Origin of the sequence: Burkholderia sp. BCC0097, from assembly GCF_902832985.1 — a bacterium.
Lineage (GTDB): Bacteria > Pseudomonadota > Gammaproteobacteria > Burkholderiales > Burkholderiaceae > Burkholderia > Burkholderia orbicola.
Map to the genome: position 1 here is coordinate 302,958 of NZ_CADFDM010000008.1, position 21,933 is coordinate 324,890.

Annotated in this window: 20 protein-coding genes; 8 read left to right on the top strand and 12 right to left on the bottom strand. The window is 67.5% G+C overall.

The annotated features are described in order from the left end of the window. Positions 1-27: 27 nt before the first annotated feature. The 6 genes from araH to HWX07_RS27335 all read right to left on the bottom strand — a co-directional run bounded on the left by araH (position 28) and on the right by HWX07_RS27335 (position 7,506). The gene (gene araH, locus HWX07_RS27310) at positions 28-1,047 is read right to left on the bottom strand and encodes an L-arabinose ABC transporter permease AraH (RefSeq protein ID WP_175878378.1); all 1,020 of its coding nucleotides are present in this window, start codon (positions 1,045-1,047) and stop codon (positions 28-30) included. A 30-nt stretch (positions 1,048-1,077) separates the two neighbouring features. Beyond that, entirely contained in the window at positions 1,078-2,625 is a 1,548-nt protein-coding gene (gene araG / locus HWX07_RS27315; protein ID WP_175878379.1) for an L-arabinose ABC transporter ATP-binding protein AraG, read from the bottom strand. A gap of 21 nt (positions 2,626-2,646) precedes the next feature. Continuing rightward, positions 2,647-3,660, bottom strand: coding sequence for an arabinose ABC transporter substrate-binding protein (locus HWX07_RS27320; RefSeq protein ID WP_175878380.1), 1,014 nt, complete (start codon positions 3,658-3,660; stop codon positions 2,647-2,649). A 93-nt stretch (positions 3,661-3,753) separates the two neighbouring features. After that, complete coding sequence (locus tag HWX07_RS27325; RefSeq protein WP_175878381.1) at positions 3,754-4,683, bottom strand: Gfo/Idh/MocA family oxidoreductase; 930 nt, start codon at positions 4,681-4,683, stop codon at positions 3,754-3,756. Between the two features lie 25 nt (positions 4,684-4,708). After that, entirely contained in the window at positions 4,709-5,638 is a 930-nt protein-coding gene (locus tag HWX07_RS27330; protein ID WP_175878382.1) for a dihydrodipicolinate synthase family protein, read from the bottom strand. Between the two features lie 116 nt (positions 5,639-5,754). Then, positions 5,755-7,506 carry an IlvD/Edd family dehydratase gene (locus tag HWX07_RS27335; protein WP_175878383.1) on the bottom strand — a complete coding sequence of 584 codons (1,752 nt, stop codon included), beginning with the start codon at positions 7,504-7,506 and terminating at the stop codon, positions 5,755-5,757. A 114-nt stretch (positions 7,507-7,620) separates the two neighbouring features. Between HWX07_RS27335 and HWX07_RS27340 the strand changes: the two genes are divergently transcribed. Next, positions 7,621-8,571, top strand: a complete 951-nt coding sequence (locus HWX07_RS27340) for a LysR substrate-binding domain-containing protein (RefSeq protein ID WP_175878384.1) — start codon at positions 7,621-7,623, stop codon at positions 8,569-8,571. A gap of 87 nt (positions 8,572-8,658) precedes the next feature. On the opposite strand, the gene HWX07_RS27345 is transcribed toward HWX07_RS27340, so the two are convergent. Together HWX07_RS27345 and HWX07_RS27350 are read right to left on the bottom strand one after the other, a co-directional pair. Beyond that, a complete protein-coding gene (locus HWX07_RS27345; protein ID WP_175878385.1) occupies positions 8,659-9,303 on the bottom strand; it encodes a glutathione S-transferase N-terminal domain-containing protein in 645 nt (214 codons plus the stop codon). Between the two features lie 28 nt (positions 9,304-9,331). Continuing rightward, positions 9,332-9,808, bottom strand: coding sequence for an OsmC family protein (locus HWX07_RS27350; RefSeq protein ID WP_175878386.1), 477 nt, complete (start codon positions 9,806-9,808; stop codon positions 9,332-9,334). A gap of 139 nt (positions 9,809-9,947) precedes the next feature. Between HWX07_RS27350 and HWX07_RS27355 the strand changes: the two genes are divergently transcribed. Further along, positions 9,948-10,589, top strand: a complete 642-nt coding sequence (locus HWX07_RS27355; RefSeq protein ID WP_175878387.1) for a GntR family transcriptional regulator — start codon at positions 9,948-9,950, stop codon at positions 10,587-10,589. A 27-nt stretch (positions 10,590-10,616) separates the two neighbouring features. Here the strand turns inward: HWX07_RS27355 and HWX07_RS27360 are convergent, their stop codons facing one another. Then, complete coding sequence (locus HWX07_RS27360) at positions 10,617-11,642, bottom strand: LacI family DNA-binding transcriptional regulator (RefSeq protein WP_175878388.1); 1,026 nt, start codon at positions 11,640-11,642, stop codon at positions 10,617-10,619. A gap of 189 nt (positions 11,643-11,831) precedes the next feature. On the opposite strand from HWX07_RS27360, the gene ugpC reads away from it, so the two are divergent. From ugpC to HWX07_RS27385, 5 genes are all read left to right on the top strand, one after another. Continuing rightward, complete coding sequence (gene ugpC, locus HWX07_RS27365) at positions 11,832-12,989, top strand: sn-glycerol-3-phosphate ABC transporter ATP-binding protein UgpC (protein ID WP_175878389.1); 1,158 nt, start codon at positions 11,832-11,834, stop codon at positions 12,987-12,989. A gap of 9 nt (positions 12,990-12,998) precedes the next feature. Continuing rightward, on the top strand, positions 12,999-14,993 hold the full coding sequence (locus tag HWX07_RS27370; RefSeq protein ID WP_175878390.1) for a beta-galactosidase: 1,995 nt from the start codon (positions 12,999-13,001) through the stop codon (positions 14,991-14,993). Between the two features lie 63 nt (positions 14,994-15,056). Further along, positions 15,057-16,316, top strand: coding sequence for an extracellular solute-binding protein (locus tag HWX07_RS27375; protein WP_175878391.1), 1,260 nt, complete (start codon positions 15,057-15,059; stop codon positions 16,314-16,316). A 54-nt stretch (positions 16,317-16,370) separates the two neighbouring features. Beyond that, positions 16,371-17,315, top strand: coding sequence for a sugar ABC transporter permease (locus HWX07_RS27380; RefSeq protein WP_175878392.1), 945 nt, complete (start codon positions 16,371-16,373; stop codon positions 17,313-17,315). A gap of 21 nt (positions 17,316-17,336) precedes the next feature. Beyond that, positions 17,337-18,188, top strand: coding sequence for a carbohydrate ABC transporter permease (locus HWX07_RS27385; protein ID WP_027806696.1), 852 nt, complete (start codon positions 17,337-17,339; stop codon positions 18,186-18,188). 217 nt (positions 18,189-18,405) lie between these two features. Here HWX07_RS27385 and HWX07_RS27390 read toward each other — a convergent pair whose 3' ends face one another. Beyond that, entirely contained in the window at positions 18,406-18,804 is a 399-nt protein-coding gene (locus tag HWX07_RS27390; protein ID WP_175878393.1) for a nuclear transport factor 2 family protein, read from the bottom strand. Positions 18,805-18,886: 82 nt separating this feature from the next. Between HWX07_RS27390 and HWX07_RS27395 the strand changes: the two genes are divergently transcribed. Further along, positions 18,887-19,828 carry a LysR substrate-binding domain-containing protein gene (locus tag HWX07_RS27395; protein WP_175878394.1) on the top strand — a complete coding sequence of 314 codons (942 nt, stop codon included), beginning with the start codon at positions 18,887-18,889 and terminating at the stop codon, positions 19,826-19,828. Positions 19,829-19,866: 38 nt separating this feature from the next. Here HWX07_RS27395 and HWX07_RS27400 read toward each other — a convergent pair whose 3' ends face one another. Both HWX07_RS27400 and HWX07_RS27405 read right to left on the bottom strand, forming a co-directional pair. Continuing rightward, complete coding sequence (locus tag HWX07_RS27400) at positions 19,867-20,250, bottom strand: ATP-dependent protease (protein ID WP_175878395.1); 384 nt, start codon at positions 20,248-20,250, stop codon at positions 19,867-19,869. A gap of 174 nt (positions 20,251-20,424) precedes the next feature. Beyond that, entirely contained in the window at positions 20,425-21,876 is a 1,452-nt protein-coding gene (locus HWX07_RS27405; RefSeq protein ID WP_175878435.1) for a DEAD/DEAH box helicase, read from the bottom strand. Positions 21,877-21,933 lie beyond the last annotated feature (57 nt).

Here is a 21,933-nt window from a genome sequence, read left to right on the forward strand (position 1 = left end):
TCGCGGGCGGCCGCGCAATCACCGGAATCAGATCTTCATCGCGCGCCGCTGGTTGCGACGATACTGGTCGAACAGCACCGCGAGCAACAGAATTCCGCCGCGTATCAGATATTGGTAAAAGGTCGGCACGTTCAGCAGGCTCATCGCGTCCTGCACCGAGCCCATGATCAGCACGCCGACGAGCACGCCGGAGATCGTCGCGACGCCGCCCGTCAGCGACACGCCGCCGAGCACGCACGCGGAAATCACGCCGAGTTCGAGACCGACCGACGTCTTCGGGTCGCCGAGGCTCATCCGCGACGCGAGCATCACGCCGGCGAAGCCGGTCACGAGCCCCTGCAGCACGAACACCGCGATCTTGATGCGCATCACCGGCAGCCCCGCGAGCAGCGCGGCCTCGCCGTTGCCGCCGACGGCCAGCACGTTCTTGCCGAACACCGTCTTGCGCAGCAAAAAGCCGAACACGACGAAGCCGACGATGTTGCTCCAGATCGGATACGAGATGCCGAGGAACGACCCGCCGCCGAGATCGAAGAAGCGCTCCTCCGAGATCATCACCGCGTCGCCGTTCGACGTGATGAACGCGAGCCCGCGCACGACTTCCATCATCGCGAGCGTGACGATCAGCGAGTTGATCCGCCAGCGCGCGATCAGCACGCCGTTCACGAGCCCGACCGCGCCGCCTGCCAGCACGCCGCCCGCGATACCGAGCACGACGCTGTGCGTCGCGGTGATCAGCGTCGAGGCGACCACGCCCGAAAAAGCGACGATCGACGCGACCGACAGGTCGACCTCGCCGAGCGCGAGCACGAACATCATCGTCACCGCGATCGAGCCGATCAGCGTGACCGACAGCAGCAGGCCCTGGATGTTGCGGGACGTGAGGAAGTCCGGCACGGTCAGCGACAGCGCCGCGAACAGCACCACAAACACCATCACGATGCCGGAGCGGTTGATCACCTGCCAAACGCCGCTACGCGGGCGGGTGGGCACGGCGGGCGTATCCGGGGAGGGGGAAGTACGTTGGGGTTGCATTGCCTGGCTCATAACGTTTGCTTTCCGGTTGACTGCGGGCCGCTAGCGCGGCAGCGCGAGCTTGATCAGCGCGTCGGGCGTCGCGCGCGCCTTCTCGACCTCGCCCGCGATCCGTCCTTCCTTCATCACGATGACCCGGTCCGACACGCCGATCACCTCGGCCAGATCGCTCGACACGAGGATCACCGTGCGGCCCGCTTCCGCGAGTTCGTAGAACAGGTTGTAGATCTCGGCGCGCGCGCCGACGTCGATGCCGCGCGTCGGCTCGTCCATCAGGAACACGTCGATGCGCTCGGCCAGCCAGCGCGCGAGTACGACCTTCTGCTGGTTGCCGCCCGACAGCGCGCCGATCGGCGTCTCGCCGTCGCGGGTCTTGATCGCGAGGCGCTCGATGTATTTCTGCGCGAGCTCGCGTTCGCGCCGCCCGTCGAGCAGCACGCGCGCCGGGCTGAAATGACGGCGCGCGCTGATGTTCAGGTTGTCGGCCACCGACGCGATCGCGACGATGCCTTCCTGCTTGCGGTCTTCCGGGCACAGCGCGATGCCGGCCCGCACCGCGTCGCGCGGGCTGCCGAACGCCACGCGCTTGCCGTTCAGCTCGACGTGCCCGGCGCTCGGTCGCACCGCGCCGTACAGCAGCTTCATCAGTTCCGAGCGGCCCGCGCCGACGAGCCCGAAGAAGCCGACGATCTCGCCGCGCCGCGCGGTGAACGACACGGGCTCGGCCAGCCCCGGCCCCGCCAACCCTTTCGCTTCGATCAGTACGTCGCCGGCCGGGCGCGGCCGGTAGCCGTACACGTCCTCGATCGAACGGCCGACCATGCAGCCGATCAGCCGGTCGCGGTCGAGATCGGCGACGGAATCGAACGTGTCGATGCGGCGGCCGTCGCGAAACACCGTCACGCGGTCGCACAGTTCGTAGACTTCCTCCATCCGGTGCGTGACGTAGATGATCGCGCGGCCTTCCGCGCGCAGCGCGCGGATGATCCGGAACAGTTGCGTGGTCTCGCGCGCGGACAGCGAACTCGTCGGTTCGTCGAACGCGATCACGCGCGCATCGCGCATCAGCGCCTTGCCGATCTCGATCATCTGGCGCTGGCCGATCGACAGATATTTCACCGGGATGCCCGGATCGATGTGCTCGCCGAGCCGCTCCAGCGCATCGAGCGCGCGTGCCGCGAGCGTGCGCTCGTCGACCACGCCGAGCCGGCTCGGCAGTTGCCCGAGCATCAGGTTTTCCGCGACCGTCAGCTCGGGCACCAGATGCAGTTCCTGATAGATGATCGCGATGCCGGCCTCGAGCGCCGCGCGCGTCGACGCGAAGCGCTGCGCAGTGCCGTTCAGCGTCAGCGTGCCGGCTTGCGGCTGGTTCACGCCGGACAACACCTTCAGCAGCGTCGATTTACCCGCGCCGTTCTCGCCCATCAGCCCGTGCACTTCGCCCGCGCGCACCGACAGCGACACCGCGTCGAGCGCACGCACGCCCGGAAACGTCACGGTGATGCCGTCGAGCGCGAGCAGCGGGCCGTCCGGCGGCGTACCCGCTTCGGCGTCGTGGCCGGACGCGGCCGTCATCGTCTGCATCGTCATCGCGTTCTCGCCTCGCCCCGCTCAGATACCGAGTTCGGCGCGCACGGCCTGCCAGTTCGCGCGCGTCATCAGCTTGCCGCTCGTCTGCGTGTCGGCCGGCGGCACCTTGCCGTTGCGGATCCAGTCGACGAGGTTCTGCGTGCTGTCCTTGCCGTGGTTCGTCGAGCTGACCGCGATCGTCCCGTAGAAGCCGGTCGGCTCCTTCTTCTGGAATTCGGCGAACGCCTCGCCCGCGCCGTTGATGCCGACGCCGATCACGTCGGCCGCCGGGATGTGCAGCTGTTCGGTCGCGCGCACCGCGCCGAGCACGGTTTCCTCATTCAGCGCGTAGATCACCCATTTCTTCACGTTCGGATGGCGCGCGAGCACCGGTGCCGCCGCGCTGAAGCCGCCTTCGTCGTCGGTCGTCTTCTGCGGCGCGTCGAAGATGTTCTCCTTGCGGAAGCCGTTCGCGAGCAGCGCCTGCGTCGCGCCGTCGGTGCGCAGCTTCGCGGTCGGCAGCTCGTAGTTGGTGATGCGCAGCGCGCCGACTTCTTCCGGCTTCCAGCCGCGCCGCTTCATCTCGTCGGAGATCGCCTGGCCGACCTGGTTGCCGATCTTGGTCGCCGACATCCCGAGGTGCGGCACGTTCGGCAGCGGCTTGCCGCTCGAATCGACGAGCTGGTCGTCGACCGTCACGAACTTCATGTTGTAGCGCTTCGCGCGCGACGCGATCGCCGGCCCGAGACGCACGTCCGGCGCGCAGATCACGAACCCTTGCGCGCCCTGCGAGCCGAGGTTGTCGATCGCGGCCAGCACCTTCTCGCCGTCCGGCGTGCCGATCTTCACGACCGAGAAATTCTCCTTCTGGCCGAGCGCGGACGCGGCGTTCTGCTCGTTGATGAACCACGCCTGCTCGGGCATCTTCACGAGAAAGCCGATCTTCAGCGGCGCGTCGGCGTGCGCGGCGCCCGTCATCCCGAGCGGCGCGATGCAAAGCGCGGCCAGCAGCGCGCGCAGGGTGTGTCGACGGATCGTGTGAGTCGTGCGGTTCATGGGTGTCTCCTTTGTACCGGCTGATGCCGTGATGTGTGCCGTAATCAATCATTCGTCGCGTGCGCTTCTTCGTACCGAAGCGCGCACGCGGGTTCAGCGGCCGAACGCGTCGGTCTGCACGCGCCGGCCAAACAGGAAGGCATCGGCGACGAGCCGCAGCGGCCGCACGTCGACGTCGCTTTCGCCCCGCGCGATCAGCGCGTGGAAGTGCGCATACAGCGCCGGGTACTCGCGTTCGGGCCCGATCTCGACCGGCTCGCCCGCGATCGACAATTGCGCGCCGCCGCGGCTGATCGCGAGCACGCCGTCGGCCGTGTCGACCGCGATCTCCCATTGCTCGACCGGGCCGTGGCGCCAGTCGAATTCCGCGCGCACCGGCACGCCGTCGGTATCCGCGCAATCGAGTTCGGCCGCGATCGGCATCTGCGCGTCGCTCGGCACGATGAGCGTCGCCTCGCGCAGCACGAGCTCGCGCGGCAGGATGCGCGTGACGATCGACAGCGCGTTGATGCCGGGATCGAACACGCCGAGGCCGCCCGGCTCCCAGATCCACTGCTGCCCCGGATGCCAGCGCCGCACGTCTTCCTTCCAGCGCACCTGCACCGCGCGGATCGTGCGTTGCGCGAGCCATGCACGCGCCGGCTCGACCGCGCTCGCGCAGCGCGAATGCCAGGTCGCGAACAGCGTGAGGCCGCGCTCTTGGGCCAGCGCGTCCAGCGCGGCCACTTCGCCGAGCGTCGCGCCCGGCGGCTTCTCGAGCATCACGTGCTTGCCGGCTTCGAGCGCCGCGCGCGCCTGCGCGTAGCGCACCTGCGGCGGCGCGCACAGTGACACGGCGTCGAGTTCGGGCTCGGCGGCGAGCAGCGCGTTCAGATCCGGATAATTGCGCACGCCGTTGACTTCCGCGTGGCGGCTCGCGCAGGCGGTCAGCGCGAAGCCCGGCTCGGCGGCGATCGCCGGCAGATGCTGGTCGCGCGCGATCTTGCCGATCCCGACGACACCCAGCGAAATCGGATCACTCATCCTGCATGTCTCCTTCGTGAATCGCTCAGCGCGCCCAGCGCAGCACGAGCGGATCGAGCCGGCGCGCGATCGCGAGCAACTCCGCGCGCGTGTCCGGGTGCAGTTCCGGCATCGGATGCCGCGGCCGCTCGCACGCGATCACGCCGCCTTCGCGCATCAGCGCCTTCGCGGTGAGGATCCCGGACTGGCGGTTCTCGTGATTGATTAGCGGCAGCCACGCCTGGTAATGCGCGAACGCATCGTCGTCGCGCCCTTCGCCGAATGCTTCGAGGATCGGCCGGATGCCGTCCGGGAAGCCGCCGCCCGTCATCGCGCCGGTCGCGCCCGCATGGAGATCGGCGAGCAGCGTGATCGCCTCCTCGCCGTCCCACGGCCCCTCGATCGCGTCGCCGCCGAGCCGGATCAGCTCGCGCAGCTTGTTCGCGGCGCCCGGCGTCTCGATCTTGAAGTACGCGACCTGCTCGATCTCGCGGGCCATCCGCGCGAGGAACGGCGCGGACAGCGGCGTGCCGCTCGCCGGCGCGTCCTGGATCATGATCGGGATGTCGATCGCATCCGACACGCGCGCGAAGAAATCGAAGATCTGCGCTTCGGGCACGCGGAACGTCGCGCCGTGGTACGGCGGCATCGCCATCACCATCGCCGCGCCGAGCTGCTGCGCGCGCAGGCTGCGCGCCGCGCACACCTGCGTGCTGTAGTGCGACGTCGTGACGATCACCGGCACGCGGCCGGCCACGTGCTCGAGGATCGTGCGCGTCAGCACGTCGCGTTCGTCGTCGGTGATCGCGAACTGCTCGGAGAAGTTCGCGAGGATGCACAGCCCGTCCGAGCCGGCGTCGATCATGAAATCGACCGCGCGCTTCTGGCTCGCGAGGTCGAGCTCGCCGGTATCGGTAAACGTCGTCGGAACGACGGGAAAAATGCCGCGATGGCGCGGCGTGCTGCTCGATGTCATGGTTCGCGTCCTGCTTCGGCCCGGTTGTCACCGGCCGTCATGCGTTCACGGTTTCATGAAGCGCGGACCGGGAAGGCCCGCAACCGGCGGCGGCGCATGTCGCGCCGCCTGCCTGCTCAATGCGAATGGCTCGGCACGTCCGCGCCGCGCGTGCCGACCAGGAAGTCGAGGTCGCACCCCTCGTCGGCCTGCAGCACGTGATCGATATACAGCCGCGCGTAGCCGCCCTTGCCGAGCTGGCCGGCCACGCCCGGCGCCGCGGTCGGATCGACGTCCGACAGGCGGCGCTGCAGTTCCTCATCCGTAATGTCGAGATGCAGCGTGCCGGCCTCGCAGTCGAGCTCGATCCAGTCGCCGTTGCGCACGGCAGCGAGCGGGCCGCCGGCGGCGGCTTCCGGCGCGACGTGCAGCACGACCGTGCCGTACGCGGTGCCGCTCATCCGCGCATCGGAAATCCGCACCATGTCCTTCACGCCCTGGCGCAGCAGCTTCGGCGGCAGCCCCATGTTGCCGACCTCGGCCATGCCCGGATAACCGCGCGGCCCGCAGTTCTTCAGCACCATCACCGAGCTCGCATCAATGTCGAGCGCTTCGTCGTTGATCGTCGCCTTGTAGTGGTCGAGGTTCTCGAACACCACCGCGCGGCCGCGATGCTTGAGCAGTTCGGGGCTCGCCGCCGACGGTTTCAGCACCGCGCCGCGCGGCGCGAGATTGCCGCGCAAGATGCAGATGCCGCCGTCCGCGATCAGCGGCCGGTCGAGCGGACGGATCACCTCGTCGTCGTAGTTCGGCGCTTCGCGCACGTTGTCCCACAGCGACTTGCCGTTCACCGTCAGCGCATCCGGGTGCGGCAGCAGCCCGCCTTCGCCGAGCCGGCGCAGCACGGCCGGCAGCCCGCCCGCGTAATAAAACTCCTCCATCAGGAAGCGCCCCGACGGCATCAGGTCGACGATCGTCGGCGTGTCGCGGCCGATGCGCATCCAGTCTTCCAGTTCGAGCGGCACGCCGATGCGGCCGGCGATCGCCTTCAGGTGGATCACCGCGTTGGTCGAGCCGCCGATCGCCGCATTCGCGCGGATCGCGTTCTCGAACGCCGCGCGCGTCAGGATCTTCGACAGCACGAGCCCTTCGAGCGCCATCTCGACGATGCGGATGCCCGACATGTGCGCGAGCACGTAGCGGCGCGAATCGACGGCCGGAATCGCCGCGTTGTGCGGCAGCGCGACGCCGAGCGCCTCGGCCATGCACGCCATCGTCGATGCGGTGCCCATCGTGTTGCAGGTGCCGGCCGAGCGCGACATGCCGGCTTCGGCCGACAGGAAGTGATGCACGTCGATCTCGCCGGCCTTCAGCGCTTCGTGCAGTTGCCACACAGCCGTGCCGGAGCCGATGTTCTTGCCCTCGAGCTTGCCGTTCAGCATCGGGCCGCCCGACACGACGATCGCCGGCACGTCGCAGCTCGCCGCGCCCATCAGCAGCGCGGGCGTCGTCTTGTCGCAGCCGGCGAGCAGCACGACCGCGTCGATCGGGTTTCCGCGGATCGCTTCCTCGACGTCCATCGACGCGAGGTTGCGCGTGAGCATCGCCGACGGCCGCAGGTTCGATTCGCCGTTCGAGAACACCGGGAACTCGACCGGGAAGCCGCCGGCCTCGAAGATCCCGCGCTTCACGTGTTCGGCGAGCTTGCGGAAGTGCGCGTTGCACGGCGTCAGTTCGGACCACGTGTTGCAGATGCCGATGATCGGCCGGCCGTCGAATTCGTGATCGGGGATGCCCTGGTTCTTCATCCAGCTCCGGTACATGAAGCCGTTCTTGTCGTTCGTGCCGAACCATTGGGCGGAGCGCAGCCTGGGTTTTGTTGCCGACATCGTCAGTCCTGTGGTGACGGGATACCGGCGCAGTCTAGGCAGAATTTTGATAACTGGCTAATGACGATTTAGGCGATTACGATATCCATTCCGATATCGATATAAACCCGTACGATGACCGAAGCCAGCCCGTGGGGAAACCGCGCCCGTCTGAAGACGCGCCAGTTGCTGCTGCTCGTCGCGCTCGCCGACGAAGGCAGCATTCACCGCGCGGCGGCCGCGCTGAACATGACGCAACCGGCCGCGTCGAAGCTGCTGCGGGAACTGGAGGAGTCGATCGGCGCGGTGCTGTTCGAGCGCCTGCCGCGCGGGATGCGGCCGACGTTGTACGGCGACGCGCTGATCCGCCACGCGCGCGCGGCGCTCGGCAGCCTCGACCAGGCGCGCGAGGAGCTGGCCGCGCTGAAGGCCGGCCATCTCGGCCACGTGGCGGTGGGGGCGATCACGTCGCCGGCCCTGCGGCTCGTGCCGCCGGCCGTCGCCGCGGTGAAGGGTACGCACGCGGGCCTGCACGTGTCGGTCGAGATCGACACCAGCAACGTGCTGCTCGAACATCTCGCGCAGGAAAAGATCGACATCGTGCTCGGCCGGCTCTCCGCCGAGCACGACAAGCTGCGCCTGCGCTACGAGCCGCTGACCGGCGAATCGGTGGCCGCCGTCGTGCGAACCGGCCATCCGCTGCTCGCGCAAGCGTCGGTTGCGCTCGCCGACGTGCAGCGCGCCGCGTGGGTCGTGCCGCCGGCCGGCAGCGTGCTGCGGCACCGCTTCGAGCTGGTGTTCCAGCGCGCGAGCCTCGCGCCGCCGGCGAACCTCGTCGAAACCTCGGCGCTGCTGTTCATCACGCAACTGCTCGAACAGAGCGACATGATCGCGGTGCTCGCCGAGGACGTCGCGCGCTACTACGCGCGGCACGGGATCGTCACGATGCTGCCGCTGGAGATGGATTGCCGGATGGACGATTTCGGGATCATCACGCGCACCGACCGGCTGCATTCGCCGGCGGTGACGGTGATGGTCGAGGCGATTCGGGCGGCGGCGCGGGAGGTGTACGGCGTCGCGTCGTGACGACACGGCGGCAATCGGGTTGCCGGGTTGCCGTATCAGCCGAAATGCATGCGCGCCGCGTGGCGCGCATGCTGCCGCACTCGCGCGCTACACCCAGGGCGCCGCGAGCCCTTCCGTCTTCAACGCCCGCTGGATCGCCGGGCGCGCGAGCACCTGCTGCAGATACCCGCCGAGTACCGGCCGCTGGCGGGCCGGCGCCGCAAAGCCGCGCGTCCAGCGGCACAGCATCAGCGCGTAAGGATCGAGCACCGTGTAGTGCGCACCGAGCAGCCACGGGCCGCCACTCGTTTGCAGTTGCTGCTCGAGCTGATCCAGCAGCGTCGCGATCTTCTCCTCCGCATGCGTCTTGACCTGCGCGGCGCCCGACGCATTGCCCGCATCGACCCAGCGCTCCGGATAGAAATACGCGATCAGCGTCGCCTGCAACGTGTTGGTGAGCCACATGAGCCACTTGTAGAACTGCGCACGTTCCGATGTGCCGAATTCGGGCGCAAGCCGCTGCTCCGGATGGGTATCGGCAAGATGCAGGCAGATCGCGGCGGTTTCGTACAGCACGAGATCGCCGTCGACCAGCACCGGAATGAGTCCATTCGGATTCAGCGCGAGATAGTCGGGCGACTTGTGCTGGTCGCGCGTGCGGTCGACGTACACGAGCTCGAACGGCCGGCCGATCTCTTCAAGCACGAAGTGCGGCGCCATGCTGGCATTGCTGGGGTAGTAGAACAGTTTCATCGTCGATTTCGTTTGGCGGGCGGCGGCGTCAGGCGGCGGCAAACTCGATCACCGGTTCGCAGCGAATCGGGAAGTTGACCGAATTCGCGATGTAGCACTGCGCATGCGCATCGTGATGCAGATGCGCCGCCCGTTCGCGATCGTCGCCGGCCCGGATCGTCACCCGCGGGCGCAACATGATTTCGGTGAAGCGCCCCGCTCCCGCGCCGTCGAGCATCGTGCCTTCCGCATGGTCGACGTAGGCCAGCACGCGAATGCCGGCCTCGGAACACAGGTGCAGATACCACAGCTTGTGGCATGCCGACGCCGACGCGAGCAGCAGGTCTTCGGGGTTCCAGCGCGCCGCGTCGCCGCGGAACGCCGGGTCCGACGAGCCGGGGATATCCGGCTTGGAACCGGCGCGGATCACGTGATCGCGGCCGTACTCGCGATACCCCGACGTGCCGGTGCCGCGATTGCCCGTCCACTCCACTGCGACGCGATAGTGATGTTCACTCGATGCCATCTCGCTCTCCATTGATGTCGGTTGCCTTGACCGGGCCGAGCGGGCCGATCGCCGTTGCGTTCGGCCGCCGATGGTCGCCATTGTGGCACCGGATCGTCGTTTGGTATACCATTATTCCAAAATGACGGAACAGGCAGGCATGGAAGCCAAACTCGACTCCACCGCGGACGCGGTCGCCGCGTCGCTGCGCGACATGATCATCAACGGCGAACTGGAGGCCGGCGAGCGGCTCGTCGAGCGCGACCTGGCCGAGCGGTTCGGCATCAGCCGGATTCCGATGCGCGAGGCGATCCAGCGGCTGGAACGCGAAGGCTTGCTCGATATCTTCAGGAATCGCGGCGCCGTCGTGCGCATGCTGAGCACGTCGGACGTGCAGGAAATCTACGATCTGCGCGTGCTGCTCGAAGGCGATGCGATCTACCGCAGCGTGAAGCAGCTCGACGACGAAACGCTCGCACGCGCCGAACTCGTGCATCGGCTGCTCGGCGATGCAACCATGCCGCGCCGGCAGGGCGAGCTGAACCGCGAATTCCACGCGTTGCTGTATGCGTGCTGCGGCAACGCGCGGCAGTTGAAGTCGATCGCCGAGCTGCGCAGCCAGGTCGAACGTTACGAGCGCCTGCAGGCCACTCTGCTCGCCGATACGCCGTCGTTCCAGGTCGAGCACGAAGCGATTCTGCAGGCATGCCGCGAACGCAATGCGCGGGCGGCACGCGCGATGACCGTCGCGCATCTCGATTCGGCGCGACGCATCGTGCTGCGGCTCGTCGAAGGAAGTTGAGTCCGGCGCGCGACCACGCGCGCTTCGCTATACCGCGCGCGGCACGGGCCCGGTCGTCCCGCGCACCGTCAGTTTCGGCAGCGACGCGACCCGCACGCGCGACGCGTCGTCGCCCTGCCCGCCCGCCTCGCGCAGCGTATTGAGCAATTCGACCGCGAGGCCGGCCGCCTCGGCGGTCGGGATCGCGACGGTCGTCAGCGTGGGCCGCGTATCGCGGGCGAGATGGATGTCGGTGATGCCGACGATCGACAGATCGTCGGGCACGCGCCTGCCGCGATCGGCCGCCGCATGCAGCGCGCCGATCGCCGGCAGGTCGTTGGTCGCGACCAGCGCGGTCAACCGCGGATGCGCATCGAGCAGCCACCCCGCCGCGCGCACGCCGCCTTCGATCGAATCGGGCTCTGCCGCGACGATCGACGCGTCGAGCCCGGCCTCGCGCATCACGTCGACGAAACCGTCGTAGCGCGCCGCCTGCACGCCGCTCGCGGACCCGCCGATGATCACGCCGATTTTCTCGTGGCCGAGTTCGAGCAAATGCCGCGTCGCGATCCGTCCCGCCTCGCGAAAATCGATCGCCACGCACGGCAACCCGTCGGGCGGCGCCTCGGGCCGCTCCCACAGGCACAGCACGACCGGCACGCCGCGCCGCGCGACGTCGAGCAGATCCGGCAGGTGCAGGTTCGCGTTGGTCACGAGAATCCCCTCGGAGATCGTGCCGGCGATCTGGTCGAGATACGCACGCCCCTGCAACGGATCTTCGTTCGTATTGCAGACGATCAGGAACTGCCCGTTGCGGCGCACCGCGCGCTCGACCGCCAACGCGAACTCCGGATAGAACGGGTTCGCGATGCTCGATACCATCAGCGCGACCGTCGGCGCGCGCCCTTCCGCCAGCGCCCGCGCGGCGAGGTGCGGCCGATACCCGAGCGCGTCGATCGCCTCGAGCACCCGTGCCCGCGTCGCGTCGCCGACCCGGCCGCGGCCGCGCAGCACGTTCGACACCGTCGCGGCCGTCACGCCCGCGCGGCGCGCCACTTCATCCAGGGTTGCCATCGTTTGCCCACTATATGAGACGTCGATCCAGTATTTGCTTCGCTCACCGAAGCGGCGCACTATCGCCGCACACCTTGCCGCCCGACCGACGGGCGCGACTCGGCCGCGATCGCATCGCCCCTTTTTTTGATCGCGATGATTAAGCGCTTAATCAAGCAGTACGGCGCATTAGAACATGGAGCGGAGACAATGGCGAGCATCTCGATGCGGCGCGTGCAGAAAGCCTATGGCGAGCACGCGCCGGTCATTCGCGACGTCGATCTGGAGATCGGCGCGCACGAGTTCTGCGTATTTCTCGGGCCGTCCGGATGCGGGAAGTCGACGCTGCTGCGCATGATCGCCGGGCTCGAGGATCTGAGCGCAGGCGAGCTGTCGATCGACGGCCGCCGCGTCGACGACGTGCCGGCCGCCGAGCGCGGCGTCGCGATGGTGTTCCAGAGCTACGCGCTGTTTCCGCACATGACGGTGTACGAGAACATGGCGTTCGGCCTGAAGCTCGCGCGTGTGCCGAAGGCCGAGATCGACCGCAAGGTGCGCGACGCCGCGCGCATCCTGCAGCTCGACATGCTGCTCGAGCGCAAGCCGAAGGCGCTGTCGGGCGGCCAGCGGCAACGCGTCGCGATCGGCCGCGCGATCGTGCGCGAGCCCGGCGTGTTCCTGTTCGACGAACCGCTGTCGAATCTCGACGCGGCGCTGCGCGGCCAGACCCGCATCGAGATCGCGCGGCTGCACCGGCAGTTCGAACGCGCGAGCGTCGTCTACGTGACGCATGACCAGACCGAGGCGATGACGCTCGCCGACAAGATCGTGCTGCTGCACGCCGGCGCGGATACCGCGCGGCACGGCAGCATCGCTCAGGTCGGCGCGCCGCTCGACCTCTACCACCATCCGGCCAGCCGCTTCGTCGCGGGCTTCATCGGCTCGCCGCGCATGAACTTTCTGCCGGCCGTCGTGACCGCGTGCGACGCCCGTCGCACGACCGTCACGCTCGTGCCGTCCGGCGAAACCTTCACGCTGCCGCGCGACGGCTCGGCGCTCTCCGCCGGCGCCGCCGTGACGCTCGGCATCCGCCCCGAACACCTGACGCTCGGCGCCGCGCCCGACGCGACGACGCTCGCGCGCGACGTCGCGCTCGTCGAACGCCTCGGCGAGCAGACCTACGTGCACCTCGATCCGTCCGGCCAGCCCAGCGCGACGCCGCTGATCGCGAAAGTGCCCGGCGACGCGCCGGTGCGCCCCGGCGAGCGCGTGCACGTGCACGCGCCGGCCGCAGCCTGCCACCTGTTCACCGAAGACGGCCGCGCGGTGCCCGCGCGCGCCGACCTTCCCGTCCACCACTACGCATAAGGATCGGGCATGCGCCTCGGAGTCTGTTACTACCCGGAACACTGGCCGGAATCGATGTGGGCCGACGACGCCCGCCGGATGAAAGCGCTCGGCATCGAGCAGGTGCGGATCGCCGAATTCGCGTGGAGCCGCATCGAGCCGTCGCCGGGCGAATACGACTGGGGCTGGCTCGACCGTGCGGTCGACGTGCTCGGCGCGGCCGGCCTCGAGATCGTGATGTGCACGCCGACCGCGACGCCGCCGAAATGGCTCGTGGACCGCCATCCCGACATCCTCGCGATCGGCGCGGACGGCCGGCCGCGCGCGTTCGGTTCGCGCCGCCACTACGATTTCTCGTCGCCGGTCTATCTCGAAGCGTCGCGCCAGATCTGCACGGCGGTTGCCGAACGCTACGGCCGCCATCCGGCCGTGCGCTACTGGCAGACCGACAACGAGCTCGGCTGCCACCAGACCGTCGTCAGCTATTCGCCGGCCGCGCTCGTGCGCTTCCGCGAATGGTTGAAAGCACGCTACGGCACGATCGACGCGCTGAACCGCGCATGGGGCACCGTGTTCTGGAGCATGGAATATCGCCATTTCGACGAAGTGGACGCGCCGGTGGGCACCGTGACCGAAGCCCATCCGTCGCATCGCCTCGACTACCGGCGCTTCGCGTCCGACGAGCTCGCGCGCTATCACCGGATGCAGGTCGACGTGATCCGCGCGCACTCGCCGGGCCGCCCGGTCGCGCACAACTTCATGCAGCTCTTCACCGAGTTCGATCATTACGAAGTCGCGCGCGACCTCGATCTCGCGACGTGGGACAGCTATCCGCTCGGCGCGCTCGAGGAGCTGTGGTTCGCGCCCGACGTGAAGGCGCGCTGGCTGCGCACCGGCCATCCGGATTTCGCATCGTTCAATCACGACCTGTACCGCGGCATGTCGAAGCTGCCGTTCTGGGTGATGGAGCAGCAGCCGGGCCCGGTGAACTGGGCGCACTGGAACCCCGCGCCGCTGCCGGGCATGGTGCGGCTCTGGAGCTGGGAAGCGTTCGCGCACGGCGCCGGCTGCGTGTCGTACTTCCGCTGGCGGCAGGCGCCGTTCGCGCAGGAGCAGATGCACGCGGGCCTGAACACCCCCGACAACCGGCTCGACGCAGGCGGCCGCGAAGCGCAGCGCGTCGCGCAGGAAATCGCCGCCGTACTCGACGCCGGCGCGGATGCCGACGCGAACGGCGCGGTGCGCGCACCCGTCGCGCTGGTGTTCGACTACGACGCGAAGTGGCTGTTCGAAGTGCAGCCGCAAGGCGCCGATTTCCACTACCCGCGTTTCGCGTTCGAGTACTACTCGGCGCTGCGCTCGCTCGGGCTCGACGTCGACATCGTGTCCGCGCACGCGCCGCTCGACGGCTACCGGCTCGTCGTCGTGCCGCCGCTGCCGGTCGTACCCGACGATTTCGCGTCGCGGCTCGCCGCGTCGGGTGCGCACGCGGTGTTCGGCCCGCGCACCGGCTCGAAGACCGCCGACCTGCAGATTCCGCCGGCGCTGCCGCCCGGCCCGCTCGCGTCGATCCTGCCGGTACGCGTGTGGCGCGTCGAATCGCTGCGGCCGAACGTGACCGAGCCGATCGACGGCACGCTGCGCGACGGTTCGCCGCTCACGGGCGAAGCCCGCCACTGGCGCGACCTCGTCGAATTGAACGACGGCGGCGCACGCAGCGTCGTGCGCGCCCGCTTCGCCGACGGCCATCCGGCCTGCGTGTCGCATGGCGCGCTGCACTACTGGGCCGCGCTGTTCGACGATGCGACCACCACGCGACTGTTCGCCGAGGTCGCGGCCGAAGCGGGCCTCGCGCCGACGCCGCTCGCCGACGGCGTACGCGTGAGCCGGCGCGGCGGCCTGACCTACGTATTCAACTATCGCGACACGCCGCACACGATCGACGGCGTACCGCCGTCCGCGTTCGTGATCGGCGCCGCGCAGGTCGAGCCGCAAGGCGTCGCCGTGTATCGAAGCCGTTCGTAGCACCCGCCCCCGGCGCCGTGACGCGCCGGTCACGCACAACGACATACAGGACTGGAGACACTCATGACCCATCGCCCCCTTCGCGTCGCTGCCCGCCTGGCGACCGCCGCCGCCGTCGCGTGCGCCTCGTTCGGCGCTGCCGCGCCTGCCGGTGCCGGCACGTTGACCATCAACATCGCATTCAAGGGCGCAAGCCAGCGCGCGGTGTGGCAGTCGACGATCGAAGCGTTCCACAAGGCCCATCCGGACATCGACGTGAAGCCTACTTTCGTCGACGAGGAAGCGTACAAGGTGCAGTTGCCGGCATGGCTCACGACCGTCGCGCCGGACGTCGTGAACTGGCACGCGGGCGAGCGGATGGCGTACTACGCGAAGCGCGGGCTGTTCGAGGACCTGAGCGGCGACTGGAAGAAGAACGGCTGGGACGCGATGTACGCGTCGACGCGCAGCGCATCGTCGTACAACGGCAAGCAGTATGCGGCGCCGACCGTCTACTACTCGTGGGGGCTGTTCTACCGCAAGGACCTGTTCAGCAAGGTCGGCATCCCCGACGAGCCGAAGACCTGGGATCAGCTTCTCGACGCATGCAAGAAGCTGAAGGCCGCGGGCATCACGCCGATCGCGATCGGCGGCCGCGACGCGTGGACGCTCGCCGGCTGGTTCGACTATCTCGACCTGCGCCTGAACGGCAACGCGTTCCACCAGCAGCTGATGGCCGGCGACGTGCCGTACACCGACCCGCGCGTGAAGAAGGTCTACACGACGTGGAAATCGCTGATCGACTCGGGCTACTTCATCGACAACGCGCTGTCCTACGATCTCGACGGCGCGCAGCCGTTCCTGTTCCAGGGCAAGGCCGCGATGATGCTGATGGGCACCTTCATCGCGGCCGGTTTCCCGCCGAACGTGAAGCCGAACATGGGCTATTACCGCTTCCCGATCATCGACCCGAAGGTGCCGACCGCCGAGGACGGCCCGGTCGAATCGCTGCACATCCCGACCAAGGCGAAGAACAAGGCCGACGCGCACACGTTCCTCGCGTTCGTCGAAACGCCCGAGATGGGTGCGAAACTCGCCGAAGGGCTCGGCTCGCTGTCGGCCAACAGCAAGTCGCCCGAGCCAGCCGATCCGATCTCGCGCATCGGCTTCCGGATCCTCGCCGACACGAAGGGCGGCGTCGCACAGTTCTACGACCGCGACATGACCAAGGAAATGGCCGACGAGGGGATGAAGGGGATGCAGCAGTTCCTCGCGAATCCCGCGCAGCTCGATACGGTGCTCGCGCAACTCGAGCAGACCCGCAAGCGGATCTACAAGAAGTGACCGCGTGACCCAACCGGCGGCCGCGCGCCGCCGTGTCCGTTCAGGAGGCTTGCCGTGTCCAGTCCAATCACGTCCCCCCCGCCCGCCGGCACCGCGCCGCCGCCGCGCGGCTCATCCGTCAGCGCGCTGCCCGCGCGCCGTCCGTCGCCCGCCGTGCGGCGGCAACGGCGTGCCGCATGGCTCTTTCTCGCGCCGGCCTGCGCGATGGTGGCCGTCTATGTGGTCTGGCCGATCCTGTCGACGCTGTGGCTGAGCCTGTACAACTGGGACGGGATGACCGAGCGCACCTTCGTCGGTCTCGCGAACTATGCGGAGCTGCTGCATGCGCCGACGTTCTACACGGCGCTGCGCAACAACGTGATCTGGCTCGTGCTGTTCATGCTCGCGCCGCCGCTCGGCCTCGCGCTCGCGCTGTACCTGAACCAGGCGGTCGGCGGCATCCGGCTCGTGAAGTCGCTGTTCTTCGCGCCGTTCGTGCTGTCGGGCGTGGTCGTCGGGCTGATCTTCTCGTGGTTCTACGATCCGACCTTCGGGCTGCTCGCGCTCATCGCCGGGCACGGTATCCCGGTGCTCGGCGACGCGCGCTACGCGACCTTCGGCATCGTGTTCGCCGCGCTGTGGCCGCAAACGGCGTACTGCATGATCCTGTACCTGACCGGCCTCACGTCGGTCAACCCGGAACAGATCGAAGCCGCGCGGATGGAAGGCGCGCGCGGCTTCGCGCTGCTGTGGCACGTCGTGCTGCCGCAACTGCGGCCGACCACCTTCATGGCGATCGTCGTCACCGTGATCGGCGCGCTGCGCAGCTTCGACCTGATCTCGGTGATGACGGGCGGCGGCCCGTTCGAGAGCTCGACCGTGCTCGCGTATTACATGTACGACCAGGCGATCAAGTACTACCGGCTCGGCTATTCCGCATCGATCGCGGTCGTGCTGTTCGCGATCATGCTCGTCTACATCGTGTTCCAGTTGCGCCGCATGCTGCGCAACGAGCAGTGACCTTCCGGGAGCTCACTCATCATGTTTCCGACACCCGTTGCCCACTGGAAGCCGATATCGCGCCGGCTGTACAAGCTGTCGCTGCCCGTCGCGCTCGTGATCTGGCTGCTGCCGATGATCGCCGTGTTCGTCACGTCGGTGCGCTCGACCGAGGAACTCGTCGAAGGCCACTACTGGGGCTGGCCACGGCATTTCTCGATGATCGAGAACTATCGCGACGCGCTGACGACGTCGCCGATGCTGCATTACTTCTGGAACAGCGTGCAGATCACGGTGCCGTCGGTCATCGGCTCGATCGCGCTCGCGGCGATGGCCGGCTTCGCGCTCGCGACCTACCGGTTTCGCGGCAATACCGCGCTGTTCGGCACGTTCGTCGCCGGCAACTTCGTGCCCGTGCAGGTGCTGATGATTCCGGTGCGCGACCTGTCGCTGCGGCTCGGCGTGTTCAATACCGTCGAAGCGCTGATCCTGTTCCACGTCGCGTTTCAGACGGGGTTCTGCACGCTGTTCCTGCGCAACTTCATCAAGCAGTTGCCGTTCGAGCTGATCGAGGCGGCACGTATCGAAGGCGCGGGCGAATGGACGGTGTTCTGGCGCATCGTGCTGCCGCTGATCCGGCCGGCGCTGGCCGCGCTCGCGATTCTCGTGTTCACGTTCGTGTGGAACGATTACTTCTGGGCGCTGTGCCTCACGCAAGGCGACGAAGCGGCGCCGATCACGGCGGGTGTCGCGGCGCTGAAGGGGCAATGGACGACGTCGTGGAACCTCGTATCGGCCGGGTCGATCCTCGCCGCGCTGCCGTCGGTCGCGATGTTCTTCGCGATGCAGAAGCATTTCGTCGCGGGGCTCACGTTCGGCGCGACGAAAGGCTGAGCGCGCGCCGATCGCGTTTTCGCATCTCCCCCTCCGCATCGTGAGGTTGCCCGCTTCGGCGGGCTTTTTTTCATGCTTTGCGGATCGAGGCGATGGCGGTTGGCGACCCTGGCCCGCCATCCAGGCTTCAACGCCGTCAACCGATTAGATGCGCAGCTTGCTGGCGGTTTCGACGCGCCTGGACGTCTGGGCGCCACTTTGCTCGACATCGATTCGGCTACGCGTACTTGTCGCCGACCGTACTGCGAATCGGATGGGTGTCGTAGACGATGATCATCCGTTCGATGAGCCCCTGGATGTCGAACTCGAACACGTCGACGCACTCGAAGCGCGCCACCGAACCGTCTTTCAGGCCCCAGTCGTAGATGAAGTAACCGGTCGCACGGCGAGCGCCACTCGTGCTGACGCAGATATCGATCGGCGTAATCCTGCTTTCTCCCGACGCGGCAGCGACCTTCGAAAAGAAGGGCTCAGGCTGCATCCAGCCGAGAAATGGCGAGAAAACCTGCGCGTCCGGCGTGAATAGCGCGCAGATGGCGCCGACATCGCCGCGCTCCAGTTCCCGAAGGTAGGCGCGAACCTGTTGCGTATATAGTGATCCCGACGTTGAGCCCAAGACTATCCTCCGATCATTCGTTGACGACCCCGTTCGTTCCCAAGAACAGGGCATCCGGTACACGCACGATAGCGACGCCCCGATGACCGAACAATCGAAAAATTTGCAACCCGGGTATGTCGCGCATGCATACCCGCTGGCCGACCTGACGCGGCCGCTACCGCCGTTGGCGGCGCTTCAGTCGTTCGTCGCGGCGGCGCAGCTGGGCAGCGTCAGCAAGGCCGCGGATCATCTATGCCGCACGCAAGGCGCCGTGAGCCGCCAGATACAGCAGCTGGAAACGCATTACCGATGCGCGCTCTTCGTGCGCCATGTATCGGGCCTGACGTTGACGGCGGAAGGAAATGGACTGCTGTCGGTCGCGATCGACGTGCTCACGCAATTGGTCCGGCACGCGGACGTTCATGCACGGGCGACTTCGGTGCTCACGTTGAAGTTGCCGTCCACGTTCGCCGTTCGCTGGCTGCTCCCGCGGCTGCCGGACATTCATCGCGCGATGAGCGGCACGGAGCTTCGTATTTCGACATCCGCGGACGATACGCCGGATTTCACGACGTCCGATGTCGATGCCATCGTCGTGCGCGGCACGGGACAGTGGACCGGCATGGAGGCGATACCGCTGTTTTCCGAGATGCTCACGCCGATGTGCGCGCCCGCATTGGCTCCCTCACTGCGATCCGTTGCCGATCTCGCACAGGTCGATTTGCTGCATCCCGGGCCCAGCCACGCAGAGTGGCGGTGCTGGCTCGATCATGTCGGGGCACGCCAGATCGACGCGGGACGCGGACTCGTGTTCGATACCCTCGAATTGACGCTCGCGGCATCGACGGAAGGACACGGCATTGCAATCGGCGACCCGCGAATGGCAAGAGACCGGCTCCGTGCCGGATCGCTGGTGACACCATTCGAGGATGTGGCTCAAGACGGCCTGTCCTACTTCCTCGTCTATCCGCCCCAACGTGCGGCACAACCGAAAATCCGCGCGCTCGCCGACGTCTTGCTACGACTTGCGCGAGAAGATTGATTGATGGGCGAGAGTCGAAGCCGCACGGTCACCCGTGGTCAGAGATCCCCGCGCACTTCACCGGTTCCCAGCGCGCTCCGCTGCCGGTTGACTTCCGCCCACAGCTCGTCGCTGTCGTCCTCGCGCAGCACGACCATGCAGTCCAGTTGATCCTCGGTCACGCCGAAGTACTCCCGAATTTCCCGCCGAACCCCGTCGATGAACTCCGCGTATTCCGGGGTGGCCTGCGCCCGCGCGTGCAAGGCGTCGTATTCCGCATCGTCCATGCCGCCGCCGTGCTCGTCGATATAGCGCGAGATCCACTGGTCTCGTTCATGGTCGTAATCCGCCTCGGCGCGCATCGCTTGCACGGCCGTGTAGAAATCCAGTTGGGCAAACGCGGCGATCGCCGCCGTTGTCGCCTCGTTGAATGTCGTCGTCATTCCCTCTCTCACTTCAGTCATCGCACATCGTCGGTCATGCCGGGAAGCCCTTGTCGCGGTCGGTTTCAGGTCGCTCACGAGAAAACCGGCCGTGATGTTCCGAACCGCTCGTATTCCGTTCGCCGTATCGGATGAATCAACCCTGTCAGACGCATTGAACGGGAAGGGTTCAGGCTACCTGGACGGTTTGCCGGGCTTGCCCCGACCACCCGCCGATTTGCCGGCCGGCTTCCCCGCCGCCGCCTTGCCAGCCGGTTTGCTGCGCGGCTTCTGCACGCTGAACGGGCTACCGATGGTGTAGTCCGTTCCCGTGCCGACGGCGGGCTTCGCATGCTGCGCCACAGGCTTGCGCTTGCCTTCGCCACCTTGCGTATGCGGCTTCTTGCCCGGCGCTTGCTTGCCGACCGGCACAGCTTGCGGCACCTTGGGTTTCTTCGGCTTTTTCGGTTTCTTGATGATCTCGCCCGTCGCGCTGGTTTCCGGTACGCGGTGTTCGGCTTCGAAACCCGGCTCTTCTTCGCGCCGCAGCGTCTGCCGGATCAGCGCTTCGATCGCGGCGAGTTGCGGCGCTTCGTCGGCGCACACGAGCGACACCGCGACGCCGCTGGCGCCCGCGCGGCCGGTGCGGCCGATACGGTGCACGTAGTCTTGCGCGACGATCGGCAGATCGACGTTGATCACGAGCGGCAGATCGTCGATATCCAGCCCGCGCGCCGCCACGTCGGTGGCGACCAGCATCTGCACTTCGCCCGTCTTGAAGCGCTCCAGCGCACGCAAACGCGCGGGCTGCGGCTTGTCGCCGTGGATCGTATCGACCGCATAGCCCGCTTTCTCCAGCATGAGCGCCAGGTAATCGACGCCATTGCGGGTCTTGACGAACACCAGCGCGTGCTCCCACTTGTTCTGGGCCACCAGGTGCATGAAGAGGTCGGGCTTGTTCCGCTTGTCGACCGGCACGACCCACTGCTTGATCTTGCTGGCCGTGGCGTTGGGCGGGCTGACGCTGATGTCGACCGGGCTGCGCAGAATGCCGGCCGCCAGCGTGCGGATTTCGTCGGAGAACGTCGCGGAGAACAGCAGCGTCTGGCGCTTGGCGGGCAACGCGGCAAACACCGCATCGAGTTCGCGCGCGAAGCCGAGATCGAGCATGCGGTCGGCTTCATCGAGCACCAGTGTCTGGACCTGGTCGAACTGCACCGCGTTCTGGCGATTGAGGTCGAGCAAGCGGCCCGGCGTGGCCACGAGCACGTCGACGCCCTTGCGCAGCTTCATCATCTGAGGATTGATGCTCACTCCGCCGTAGGCGGCCAGAAATCGCAGATCGAGGCCTTTGCCGTACTCGACGAAGCTTTGCAGCACCTGTTCGGCCAGTTCGCGCGTGGGCACCAGCACCAGCACGCGCGCACGGTTGCTGGATACCGCCGGGCCGTGTTGCACCAGCCGTTGCAGCAGCGGCAGCGCGAAACCGGCCGTCTTGCCGGTACCGGTCTGGGCCGCGGCCATGACGTCCTTGCCGCCGAGCACGACAGGAATCGCCTTGGCCTGCACCGGCGTGGGTGTCTGGTAATTGAGGCCCTGCAGATTACGCAGCAACGGCTCGATCAGGCCAAGCGAGGCAAAAGACATGGACGTGTTCCGGGCTAAAACCGCAATTCTAGCGGTTACCGCGCCGGCCAAGCCCGC